Here is a 12688-nt window from a genome sequence, read left to right as displayed (position 1 = left end):
AAGCTTGGCACGGAATAGAGTTGTAGTGACAGGTATCGGAATACTTTCATCAGTAGGACATAATAAACAAGAAGTAATTGACCAAATGAAAAAAGGAAAAACAGGGGTTGATACCCTCAAAAAGTTTGACACAGAGAAGTTTATTAGTCAAATAGGTGCTGAAGTAAAAGATTATAATGCAGCAGATTATTTTAATACAGAGGAAATCGAAAAGTATGATCCCTGTGCGCAGTATGCGGTCATTTCGATAAAAGAAGCTTTACATGAAAGTATGGTGATGAATCAAACTTCTTCTAATAGGATTGGTCTAGCTCTAGGAACTTGTAACGGAGGAGTGAACTCATTAGAAGAACAAGGGACAATTGAATCATTGGATTTAGAACAAACAAAAAAATATCCGTTTTTTAATCAAGCAGACCATGTTGCTCAATATTTCGATTTAGGTGGACCTGTAGTAACTATCAATACAGCTTGTGCGGCTAGTGGAAATGCGATTGGTTTTGGTTTTGAAATGGTCCAAAAAGGGTATGCAGATGTAATGATTGCAGGGGGATCAGATTCTATGTCCTCATCAGTTTATGCTGGTTTTAATGCGCTACGTGCATTAAATTCGGTTCCGTGTTCTCCATACAATACTTCATATGGACTTAGTCTAGGAGAAGGCGCAGCTTTTGTAGTATTAGAAACATTAGATCATGCATTAGCGAGAAACGCAAAGATTTATGCAGAAGTATGTGGGTATGGACTTAGTAGTGATGCATATCATGAAACAGCTCCGCATCCAGAAGGCGAAGGGATTAAAAATGCTGTTACCCGTGCATTAAAACAGGCTTCTTTGCAACCTGATCAAATTGAGTATATTAATACGCATGGAACAGGAACAAAAGCCAATGATACTGCGGAATTATCTGGATTGGAAAGAGTTTTTGGAGTTGAGAAATTTAAAGAAATTCCAATTAGTTCAAGTAAGGCTTATTTTGGACATAATTTAGGAGCTGCAGCATCTATAGAATATACTACATCTATACTCTTAATGCAGGAAGATCTATTGCCAGCTACAATTAACTTCCAAGAAAAGCGAGAAGGTTGTGAAAATGCGAATCTAATCACTAATGAGATGAAAAAGCAAAAGACGACTTATTTCTTGTGTAACAACTCCGCTTTTGGTGGGCATAATGCATCCATTGTATCAAAAAATTGGAAACACTATACCGAGAGTGGACAAGCGATATCATCAGCTGATACAGATAATAGAGTCTTTGTTACTGGCTTAGGGAATTGTAATACAATATATGCCCAAAAACAAACTAGTCTGATAGAACAGTTGATTTCAGAAGATGATATTCCGACTAAATTAGATTTTAGTCTTAAAGAATATAATAAAGATTTATATGAAAGAAGGATGAATTCATTGGCGCAATATAGCATTGCTGCTACTGATCAAGCCTTTAAAGATGCAGAGGTACAAATTCCTCTAGAAAATGAAGATATTGCTTTTATTTATGGAACAGCTAGGGGTAGTTTGCAAAGTTCCGAAAAATATTTTCAATCTATTCTGAAAAAAGGACCTGAATATGCTAGTAGCATTTATTTTCCTGACATGGTGTTAAATTCAGTTGCAGGAAAAGTTGCGAAGAAATTTAATATTCGCGGGTTCAGTAGTTCCATTAGTACAGGTGGGAATGATGGTCTTTTTGGGGCAGTATATGGTTATGAATTCATAAAGGATAATGATCATGCAAAATGTCTTATTGGATCAGGTGATGAGTTGTCTGATTTATCTGCTGAAATAGATAAGTCACTTGGATTGAATGAAAGTGTGTATCCAATTGTTGAGGGAAGCAGTTGTCTTGTGCTATCTAATGATTTAGATGAAAAAGCAGCTTATGCAGAAATTCTAGGGGCAGGCTTAACTTTTGGAAGTGATGCGACTAGTTTGAAAAAGGCAATTGATGGCGCCTTAGAAAAAGCAGCTACTCCTATTGGAGAAATTGATTTTATTTTCTACAATTCAAATGGTTTATCTAAGGACATAGATATATATGAAAATTTATTTAATGAATTGAACGTTGCGGATCATGTATTCAAGCACTGCTTTAATTCAAAAGGATATTTAGAGTCTACTAGCTCATTAAATCATTTATATATCGCGGCTGAACTATTTGGTGGGAAAATCAAGGATGTAGAAGCTGTGAGTCAATATTTTAATCGAGACGTTACAAAGTTATCGAAAGGTCTAATTGTGAGTACCTCTTTAAATGGTAATAATGCTGCTGTTGTAGTAAGCAAAGTTAAATAAGCATGTTTTACCCTTGATAGAGTGATATAAATTTAATAAAAAATTAAAAAATAAACTTAAAAAAACTTAGGAGGAAATTCAAATGAAAAAAATCGAGGAAATCAAAAACATTATTAAGGAAAAAATCTTAGTAGAGAGATTAGAGCTTGAGGATATTACGGCAGAAGAAATTGATGATAATGAAGCATTATTTGGAGATGGATTAGGATTAGATTCTGTAGAAGCATTAGATGTGATTTCAGGAGTTGAGGAAGAGTTCCAAATTAAAATGCAAGGTCTTCCTGAAGATAAAATACGCGAGACATTTAGTTCTGTAGAAACATTAGCAGCTTATATTAGTGAGCGTTTATTGCAGACGGTATAAATTTTCAACCGGTGAAGTCTGCAACAATAGAAGTAGACTTCACCGGTTATTTTTTAACATGGGAGAGGAAGAAAAATGACTCTAAAAGATAAGGTTGTTATTGTAACAGGAGCGACCAGAGGGATAGGTAAAGAGATTGCAGTACAATTAGCGAAAAATGGTGCGAAAGTAATTGGAATTTATGCACGAAGTGAAAAGGCCGCTAATGAGATCCAAGAGGAGTTAAATAAGTATGGGCACGAAATTTACTTCTATAAAGGAGAAGTAAATGATAGAAGTTTTGTACAACAAACGATCCAAGATATTATGAATAGCCATGGAAAGATTGATGTGCTAGTCAATAATGCAGGGATTAATCGAGATAATTTTATATTTAAAACTGAGGAAGCTGATTGGAATGATGTTTTCCAAACAAATTTCGGCGGTACATATTATTTCTGCAATGAAGTTATTCCATATATGGTGAAACAAAAAAGCGGAAACATCATTAATATGGTTTCAGTAAGTGCTGTAAATGGAAGAGAAGCACAAACAAATTATGGATGTTCAAAAGGAGCTATTATAGGATTCACACGTATGTTGTCTCGAATGTATAGTACACAAGGAATAAGGGTTAATGCTGTAGCTCCTGGAATGATTGAAACAGAGATGATCCAGCATGTACCAGATAATAAGCTAAGTAACTTTTTATACCATACGAATACAAAAGCATTAGGTCAAACTGAACAAATTGCAAATATTGTTATGTTTTTGGCGGATGATGAGAATTCATATTTTACTAGTACAGTATTTAAAATAGACGGCGGATTTTTAAGATAGGAGGGTAGTAATTTGGAAAAAAATCTACTTATTACAAACTGTGAACAATCTTTTAATCAATTCATCGGGGAGTTTTATTTACAACGTGGTTATAATGTAATCTTTTACTTTCAAAATGAAGGAGAAAAAAATAAGTATGAAAAGCACTTGGAGGAAATGAAAGTGAACTTTGAAAAGTGCATGCTTATCTGTAATCCACATATTTGTATTGAATCTTTAGAGAAAGAGGTAGAAGAAATTTCTGGTCGCTTTGGCAAAATTGATACTTTAATTCATGGAAATGAAATGCTTGATGAAACAAGTTACTTTAGAGAAGATCCTATTGGTTTAGAAAAAACGATTGAGGAAATGTTTGAAAAAGTCTACTTATTTAGCCGAGTTGTCACATCCCAAATGATTAAAACAAAGGAAGGAAAGGTAATTTTCCCGCTTATCTTTGATGTATTATATCCAGAATATTACCCAAGTTCGCCAATGTTAAATCACGGGAAGATTTCTCTTATGAAATGTATGTCACATGAGTTAGCAGCATTCAAATTGAATGTAAATGCTATGACATTTGGATATTATGATAATGACTTTGATTCTGCAACGAAAAAGGAATTAAAGAAGAAGTTAGAGATATTTGCATTACGTCCAAGGTTATTAAAGTTAAAAGAATTAGTTCCTGCCTTGAATATGCTTGTTGAGCCAGCTGTTCCAACAATTGGTGGAGAAAACATTCATATTGGTGCAGGTATAGAAACAGTCATTTAAGGAGGAAATATAAGTTGGATGAAATTAAAATTGTTAGTTTAGGAACATTTTTACCTGGTACACCAATTACAAATAAAGATATGGAAGATACGTTGAGTATAAGAGCTGATTGGATAGAAAATGTTATTGGAAATGAATCTAGATATTATGCAATTAACTTTCAAGAGAAAAAGATAGATTATGACTTAATTGATCTATGTGAAAAAGCTGCGTTGGATGCTTTTCAGAAATCCCCATTACAATCCTTAGAAGAAATTGACCTTATTATATTATCCACAGCTACTCCAGATCATTTAATGCCTGCAACAGTAAATCTTTTAGCTGATAGACTTGGTATGCAAGGCATCCCAACATATCAAATCCAAGCGGGTTGTTCGGGAGCATTACAAGGACTAGATGTTGCACAACAGTTTTTAAAAGCGAATGATTATAAGCATGCATTAGTGGTTGGCGGAGATGTATGCAATAAATATATGGATTTAAATAGAGATTTTAAAAAGCTTCGTTCTTCAGAACTAATCAATTATGTATTATTTGGAGACGGTGCAGGTGCAGCGATCCTAAGTAAAAATACAAAATCGCCTGGTTTTAAATTCGTACAAATTTCAAATAAATTTGAAGGACTAAATCGTAAACCTGCACAAGTGATGAATTGGATTGGGAATATCCCTTCTGATGTACAGGGAATGACTTCAAGACAAATAGCTAAGAAATATCCATCAGCTCAAGAAGATTACAAAGCTATTGAAGAACACGTTCCTACCTTGACGAAGGAAATGTTTAGCACATTATTGGAAGAAAATAATTTGGAAAAAGATGAAGTGGATCACTTCCTCCCCCCACAATTAGGCTGGAATATGACTAAGAGAATTATAGAGCATGCAGAATTGGATTTTGATAAAACCACTAATTGTGTAAAAGAAACTGGAAATAACGGAAATGCCTTACCTTATGTTCAATTAGCAAAGTTAAGTGAGCAAATAAAATTGAATGAAAAAGTAGTGGGAGTAGCAATAGAATCATCGAAATGGATAAAAACAGGATTTGTTTTACAATACGTATAAAAGGTGGTTCCTATGAATGATAAAGAGTTAATTAAATTAGTAAAAGACTTTATAAAAAAACCTGGTAGTCAAGAAATACTTTCAAACATATTGAATGGATCTTTGGGGATAAAATCTGTATTAACAAAGGAAAAAATCGGATTCTTACTAAGAAAGTTGGATTTGGAACAGGTTCCAGACTTTCATAAGTTAAAGGTAGGGCTGGTAAGTAACTTCACTGCTGATGACCTGATTAGTTATTTAAGGTTCGCTTCCTTTAAAGATTCCATCTTTTTAGACAACTATGTAAGTCCGTATAATCAATATGTATATGAACTGATGAATAAAGATAGTGAACTTTATAAATCAGAACCTAATGTGACAGTATGTTTACTTGATGAAGGATTTATCTTTAACGAGATCAGTTTAAGTTCCACAATTGAACAAATTGAAGCGACTGTAATGCTTAAATTAAATGAATTAGAGAATTTAATTAAAAACTTTACAAAGCTAAATGGTGGATTATTTATATTAAATACAATTCCATTATTAAGCCTTTCCCACCATAATGTTATTGACTATAAAACAAAAGCGAAGCTAAGTAAATTATGGAGAAATCTGAATAGTCATTTATTATCATTAATGGATAACTACGAACAATTGATTGTCCTGGATATCGACCTTTTCTACCAAGATTTTGGAGTAGCTGTAACAGATAATAAAATGCGTTATTATGGATCAATGAGTTTTTCTCAAGAATTGTTACATGCTATCGCGGAAGAAATCCATAAGATTCATCGTTCGATTTTGGGACTGCAGAAAAAATGCCTAGTTTTAGATTTAGATAATACCCTTTGGGGCGGAATTATTGGGGATGCTGGCGTACATGGAATCGACTTAGGTCCAGATGAAAAGCCAGGAAATATCTATTACGAATTTCAAAAAGCGATACAGACCTTAGGAAACCAAGGAGTACTATTAACTATCAATAGTAAGAATGAGTGGTCTAATGCAAAAGAGGTGTTCCACACTCATCCACATACCGTTTTAAAAGAGGAAGACTTTGTAAAAGTGTGCTCTAACTGGGAACCTAAACATGAAAATATTAAAGAAACTGTTAATGATTTAAATATTGGTATGAATAGTTTGGTGTTCATTGATGACAATCCATTTGAGAGAGAAATGGTAAAAACATATCTTCCTGATGTAGAAGTACCTAATATGCCTAATGATCCATCTTATTACATTTCAGAGCTATTAAATAAGGGGTGGTTTAATACAATTTCTCTTACAAAAGAAGACTATTCTCGAAAAGAAAAGTATCAGCAAATTGTACAAAGAGAAACATTAAAGAAAACATCTCACTCAATAGAAGAATATTTAGAGGCTCTAGACATTAAAGTTGAAATTATTGAGCCGAACAACTTTACTATTCCACGTTTAGCTCAGCTAACACAAAGAACAAACCAATTTAATATGACTACTGAGCGACTACAGGAAAAAGAAGTTAAATCTATGAGTGACAATCTGGGGCATCATGTTTTTGGCTTTAAATCATCTGATAAATTTGGTGATAATGGTATTGTTGGTGTGGTATTTGTAAATGAGATCATTAAAAACGAGAATAAAATCTGGAATATTTCGAATTTTATTATGAGTTGTCGTGTCTTCTCAAGAGGCATCGAAACAGTAGTATTAAGCCACGTGTTAAAACAAGCAAAAAATGAAGGCGTAAATGTAGTAATTGGAAATTACATACCTTCTAAAAAGAATCATATTGTAAAGGATTTTTATATTAATCACGGATTCAATATATTAAGTGAAGAAAATGGGACAGTAGTATTTGATTATAACTTGAGTGAAATGCAGTTAAAAGAAGTGCCATGGATTCAGTTATCAACAAATGGGGAGGTAGTACAATGACTTTAACAAGTATTCTAACGGAATTACTTGCAGATATTCTGGAAGTTGAAGAAGAAGAAATTAGTTTTAATAAAGAGTTATCTGATTATGAAGGATGGGACTCTGTAAACAGTTTACGTATACTAACGCATGTTGAAGACGAATTTAATATTCGTTTAAGTATGGATCAATATTCTAAAGTACAAACAATTGAGCAGTTGCAAACATTAATTGAGGAGACAAAAAATGGGCAGTGAGATTCTGAATTATCCCAATCAAAGGAAACACACTTATCATTTTTTAGATCATGCAAAAGAATTTAGTCCTGTTTACCTCAGTGTAGAGGTAGATGTACGTAACCTTCAAAAGTCTAGAGACAATATCTATACGAAAACTCAAAATAAAATTAGTTACATTGCTTTTATTATAAAGGGCATTTCAGAGGTATTAAAGAAATACCCCCAAGCAAATGTATCAGTCAAAGAAGCATTTTCGCCCAAAATGGCCGTTTACAATGAAATTATTGCAAAGTTTACTTTGGATAAAACAATTAATAAGGAAAGAGTGGTTCTAACCGGGAAAGTTTTTAACAGTGATTCAAAATCTCTAGAAGAGATTCAAAATGATATAGAGTACTACAAAAAAACTGAATTTCAAGAAATAGAAGATTTTAAGCCTATAAAAATGCTTCATTCTTTACCTACTTGGTTAGGAAATATCCTATATAAAATGAACGTTGGTAATTTAAAGAAACGACATAATATTCAAGGGACCTTTACTGTTACTTCTCTTGGACATAGACCAATCAAACACTTTTATCCAATCACTTCAGCTACCCTATGTTTTGGGGTTGGGGCGATTGAAGAAAAAGCGAAAGTAATAGACAGTAGCATTGAAATCCGTCCTATTCTACCAGTATGTTTGACATTTGATCATAGGGCTATAGACGGAGCATTAGCAGCCGATATTTTGGCAGAAATAAAAGAACAATTGGAGAAATGGGGGGATTAATATGGCTAGGCGTCCTAAAAAGGATAAATATGATGTAATTGTAGTAGGCGCTGGAATGGGGGGGTTAGGTGCAGCGGTCTATTTGGCTCAAGAAGGATATTCCGTATTAGTTGTGGAGCGTCATTATAGAGCAGGTGGATATGCTCACTCATTCAGTAGAAAGAAATATACATTCGATTCAGCTGTACGAATTGTCGCTGGAGCGAAAGATGATGGCCTGTTGTATGAATTATTGAAAAAGGCAGGGCTGAACGATCAATTGGAATTTGAACGACTGGATGAAGTGTATTCTGTTTTCTATCCTGATCAGAACTTTACAGTTCCTCGTCAAACGATGGGGTTAATAGAAACATATAGCAATATTTTCCCTCACGAAAAAAAGAATATTGAAAACTTAGTTAAGGAAATGGAAAAGTTGTATGTGGCAACGATGGAACTTTTAAAATCGAGAGATCCAATGAAAATGTTAGCTAACGAAACAATTATGAAGTATAGAACGATGACTTTTCATGATATGGTAGCTTCATTTTTAAAAGATCCAAAAGCTATTTATGCTTTCTCGGCCTTATGGGTTTATTATGGAACTCCTCCTACAAAAGGAAGTGCAATGTTTTTTGCTTACGCCATTATGAGTTATTTCCAAGAAGATATTTATTACCTAAAGGGAAGTTTTCAAAAGCTAGCGGATGCTTTTGTGGGGCGTGTTCAAGAATTAGGTGGGGAAGTTTGTTTGAACAATGAAGTGAAAAAGATTGAGGTAGAAAATAAGAAAGTAAAAGGGATTCATTTATCTACTGGAGAGTATGTAGAAGCACCAATTGTAGTATGTAATGGTGATCTTACCAAAATGATGCATGAGTTAGTTGGAGAAGAATTTTTCACAGCTCGATACAAAAAACGAATCTCTCGCCTTACGCACTCCATTTCGGCTTTCGAAGTATTTATGGGAGTAGATTATCCACTAGAAGATTTAAACTTAGCGCATGAAACATTCTTATTTACTGGTTATGATTATGATGAATTCTTTAATAAACATAAAAACTTGAAAGAATTGGGAGTAGATGGTTTAAGTGGTCTTGCCATTACTACCCCAACTTTAGTGGATCGTTCACTGGCTCCTGATGGAAAGCATGCGTCTGTTATTACTACATTAGTTCCTTACGATATAGGAAGAGATTGGAAAGATGTGAAGGAGCAATATCAGGAAAAATTGATTAGTATGGCTGAAACCGTTATCCCTAATTTATCGGGACATATAGATTTTGTAGAATCTGGGACTCCAAAAACAATGGAGAGATATACGAATAATACAGGTGGGGCTATATATGGATGGGAACAGAATATGAATCAACTAACCTCGAGGCCGCAACATGAAACACCAATTGAGGGGCTGTACCTATCTGGTCAGTGGACAGATGCAGGTGGTGGAGTGGTTTCGGTATTACTATCAAGTTATAAATTACTTGAAAAGCTAACAAAAACAAAAGTCGGTGTTTAGGAGAAAGAAGATGAAATGTGTAAAAACGATATGTAATGACCATACAGCAACAGCTTATATCTATTTGGATTCTAAAGAAACAAAAAATAGTTTAGACTTTGCATTTGCTACAGAGTTATTAGAGGAAATTAGATATGCAAATCATAATCCAGATATTAAGACTATTGTATTTTTGAGTCAGCATCGTAGTTTCTTTTCTAGCGGACCATCACTACCCGGACTATTAGAAATAGGGGAAACAAAGAATCATTCTGAATTGCAAAAAATGCTAGATCTTTTGAATGAAGTAATAAAAGAAATATATTACTCTCCAAAGGTTACAATTGTAGGATTTAATGGATATGCCTACGGAGGAGGACTAAATATATTCCTAGGGTGTGATTATCGCCTTGCGGTAGAACGAGCTAAATTTATTGAAAATTTTCATAATATGGGAGTGACAGCAGATTTAAGTAGCAGTTATTTTCTTCCTCGTTTGATCGGGATGACAAAAACATATTCCATTATCCTATCTGGTGATTTATTTACAGCAGCAGAGGTAAAAGATTGGGGATTGTTTAACCAAGTATTTCCTTCTACAAAAGAAATGAAAAGTCATATAGAAGAATTTTGTGAAAAAATACATTCACAAGACTTTTCGGCAATACAACGTACAAAGACGTTACTCAAACATTCACTGCAAAATACTTTGGAAGATCAACTTTGTATGGAAAATGAAGCTTTACAGAATAGCTTTAAAAGTGATGAAGTTATAAATCGTTTAAAAACTATATTAAATCATTCTATGATCTAAGGAGGGTGACTGCATATGTCATCTGTAAAAGTAAGGGTAAAAGTTGATGTAGAAGAGTGGATGGTTAATCCTAATGAAGTATTACTTCAAGAAGCACCGTTCATATTCGTAGACAAGATTGTAACCGTGAGTGATGAGGAAATTATTTGTTTAAAACATTTGGCACATAATGAACCATATTTTAAAGGACATTTTCCAAAGAATCCTATACTCCCTGGGGTATTGATGGTAGAGATGGCAGCACAAGCAAGCCTAATTCTTACTACGTATAAACAAAATAAATTTAAGTTTAATGAAGACTCCGATTCTAAACAAGAGGGCTACTTGGTAAAGACGAATAATTTTACTTTCTATAACAAAGCGAAGCCAGGTGATTCTCTTAAAATTCGAGTGAGACTTACACAAAATACAGGTAATTACTATACAGCGAGTGCACTTATCAGTTTTGCTGACACTAATGGAAGAGTTGCAAAGGGTGAATTAGTATTTTATCTACCAAGTAAGGAGGGGACAAAAAATGTTAACTAAAGATGTCGTGATTGTGGGAAGTGGACCTGGTGGAGCATTATTAGGCTACTTACTGGCGAAGTCTGGAATTGACGTACTTGTTATAGAAAAAAGTGCTAGTTTGAAAAGAGATTTTAGAGGAGAAACAATTGCACCTGGATCTGTATCGATTTTAAAACAGCTGGGTCTGTTGGATAAAATTCCTGATGACCAATATTTGAAGGTACAGGAACTTTTGATGTATGACAAAGATGAAAAACTTTTAAGTATCGATTTTAAAAATTTTGACCATGAACAAAAGTATGGAATTGATATTCCGCAACCCACAATATTAAATAATATTTTGAAGGAAGCAAATCAATTTAAAAACTTTTCATATCTGAATGATACAAGTTGCATAGAGTTAATTGAAAATGAACTTGGAGAAGTTAATGGGGTTATTTGTAAAAAAGAATCTGAAATTCTAAAAATTAAAAGTAAATTAGTCGTTGGAGCGGATGGGAGATTTAGCACAATTCGAAAGTTATCTAAACTTCAGTTTGAAAAACAGGAATATCAACGTGATCTTGTCTGGTTTAAGGTTCCGAAGCCAAAGGGATGGAAAGAAGCAAATATTATTAAAGTTGATCGAAATGATCATTTAATTATCTTGCCTACTTATCCTAACCTTTTAAGAATCGGTACGTATATAGAACTTAATGGGATTTCTGAGACACATACGCAAGGATTAGAAATGTTTAAAAAGAAAGTTATTTCGTTAGAACCAAAACTGGAAAGTGCAATTCAGGAACACATTAACAGTTGGAAAGATACTACTTTGCTGAAAATCTTCTCTACATTTGTACCTAAGTGGTCTAGAGATGGATTGATTTTAATTGGGGATGCAGCACATACCTTGTCTCCGGTTTTAGGGCAAGGTGTGAATGTTGCGATGCAAGATGCAGTGGAGTTAGCACCATTCATTATACAGGGATTACAAGCTCCAGGTGTGCAGGCAGAGCCTTTAAAGTGCAGCATATTTGCAGAATTTGAAGAAAAAAGAAAGAAAAATGTAGCGTTTGTGTCAAAATTTCAGGAAGAACAAGAAAATAGTTTAGCAGCAAAAACTGATCAAGAGTGTAAAGACAGAATAATAAAAATGAAAATGCTTGACAACCATCCATTGAAATATCAAATGATGAGTCCCGTACAGTATGGAATTGCATTAGAGAACTAATTGAGGAGGGGGCATGTATGTTCTATGGCATTGGAATAGATTCAGTTGAAATAAATAGAATTGAATCAATGTATGATAAACGACCTGAATCACTTGTGAATCAAATCCTTACTGAAGCTGAAAAGAAACAGTTTTATTCCATAAAACAAAAAAAGAGAAAGATGGAATGGCTATCCGGAAGGTTTAGTGCGAAGGAAGCCATGTCTAAAGCAATTGGCACAGGTATTTGTGGAACATTTGGCTTTCATGATGGGGAGATATTAAGTGATAAAAGTGCGAAACCAGTTTTCTATTTATCTGAGAAGACAAAAGGGATTTTGCCTAGCGGAATAAATATATTTGTAAGTATTACGCATACGCAAACTACGGCTTCATCTGTTGTAGTATTAACAGAAGCATAAATATAAGTAGGGTAGTTCCATTTTTTTGAGAAAGAATGATCTATCGATTCAGGAAGTGGAAATACCTTATTTATAGCTA

At 33.9% G+C, this 12688-nt stretch carries 13 protein-coding genes; all 13 read left to right on the top strand.

Annotation, left to right across the window (positions count from 1 at the left end):
* Positions 1-4: 4 nt before the first annotated feature.
* The 13 genes from ABH960_RS26740 (at position 5) to acpS (ending at position 12609) form a co-directional block, all read left to right on the top strand.
* Positions 5-2299: a beta-ketoacyl synthase N-terminal-like domain-containing protein gene (locus ABH960_RS26740; protein ID WP_404449429.1), complete on the top strand. Its 2295-nt coding sequence runs from the start codon at positions 5-7 to the stop codon at positions 2297-2299.
* A gap of 82 nt (positions 2300-2381) precedes the next feature.
* Positions 2382-2663 (top strand): phosphopantetheine-binding protein, encoded by a 282-nt coding sequence (locus tag ABH960_RS26735; RefSeq protein WP_083432634.1) that lies wholly within the window; start codon positions 2382-2384, stop codon positions 2661-2663.
* A 75-nt stretch (positions 2664-2738) separates the two neighbouring features.
* Positions 2739-3482 carry an SDR family NAD(P)-dependent oxidoreductase gene (locus ABH960_RS26730; protein WP_404449426.1) on the top strand — a complete coding sequence of 248 codons (744 nt, stop codon included), beginning with the start codon at positions 2739-2741 and terminating at the stop codon, positions 3480-3482.
* Between the two features lie 12 nt (positions 3483-3494).
* Complete coding sequence (locus ABH960_RS26725) at positions 3495-4238, top strand: SDR family oxidoreductase (RefSeq protein ID WP_404449424.1); 744 nt, start codon at positions 3495-3497, stop codon at positions 4236-4238.
* Between the two features lie 14 nt (positions 4239-4252).
* Positions 4253-5302: a 3-oxoacyl-[acyl-carrier-protein] synthase III C-terminal domain-containing protein gene (locus ABH960_RS26720; RefSeq protein WP_404449420.1), complete on the top strand. Its 1050-nt coding sequence runs from the start codon at positions 4253-4255 to the stop codon at positions 5300-5302.
* Between the two features lie 12 nt (positions 5303-5314).
* Positions 5315-7204, top strand: a complete 1890-nt coding sequence (locus tag ABH960_RS26715) for an HAD-IIIC family phosphatase (protein ID WP_404449418.1) — start codon at positions 5315-5317, stop codon at positions 7202-7204.
* The gene (locus tag ABH960_RS26710; protein ID WP_404449416.1) at positions 7201-7440 is read left to right on the top strand and encodes an acyl carrier protein; all 240 of its coding nucleotides are present in this window, start codon (positions 7201-7203) and stop codon (positions 7438-7440) included. The genes ABH960_RS26715 and ABH960_RS26710 overlap by 4 nt, the downstream gene beginning before the upstream one ends.
* Complete coding sequence (locus ABH960_RS26705) at positions 7430-8194, top strand: 2-oxo acid dehydrogenase subunit E2 (protein ID WP_404449414.1); 765 nt, start codon at positions 7430-7432, stop codon at positions 8192-8194. The genes ABH960_RS26710 and ABH960_RS26705 overlap by 11 nt, the downstream gene beginning before the upstream one ends.
* Position 8195: 1 nt before the next feature.
* The gene (locus tag ABH960_RS26700) at positions 8196-9692 is read left to right on the top strand and encodes a phytoene desaturase family protein (protein ID WP_404449412.1); all 1497 of its coding nucleotides are present in this window, start codon (positions 8196-8198) and stop codon (positions 9690-9692) included.
* Between the two features lie 10 nt (positions 9693-9702).
* On the top strand, positions 9703-10485 hold the full coding sequence (locus ABH960_RS26695) for an enoyl-CoA hydratase/isomerase family protein (RefSeq protein WP_404449410.1): 783 nt from the start codon (positions 9703-9705) through the stop codon (positions 10483-10485).
* Positions 10486-10500: 15 nt separating this feature from the next.
* Positions 10501-11013, top strand: coding sequence for a 3-hydroxyacyl-ACP dehydratase FabZ family protein (locus tag ABH960_RS26690; protein WP_404449408.1), 513 nt, complete (start codon positions 10501-10503; stop codon positions 11011-11013).
* Entirely contained in the window at positions 11003-12208 is a 1206-nt protein-coding gene (locus ABH960_RS26685; protein WP_404449406.1) for an FAD-dependent monooxygenase, read from the top strand. Before ABH960_RS26690 ends, ABH960_RS26685 begins: the two co-directional genes overlap by 11 nt.
* 17 nt (positions 12209-12225) lie before the next feature.
* On the top strand, positions 12226-12609 hold the full coding sequence (acpS, locus tag ABH960_RS26680; protein ID WP_404449404.1) for a holo-ACP synthase: 384 nt from the start codon (positions 12226-12228) through the stop codon (positions 12607-12609).
* Positions 12610-12688 lie beyond the last annotated feature (79 nt).

This window comes from Bacillus sp. RC252, assembly GCF_044909215.1.
In the GTDB taxonomy this organism is placed as follows: Bacteria; Bacillota; Bacilli; order Bacillales; family Bacillaceae_G; genus Bacillus_A; species Bacillus_A mycoides.
Note: the sequence above shows the minus strand (reverse complement) of the source record. Positions and strands in the feature narration are given on the sequence as shown.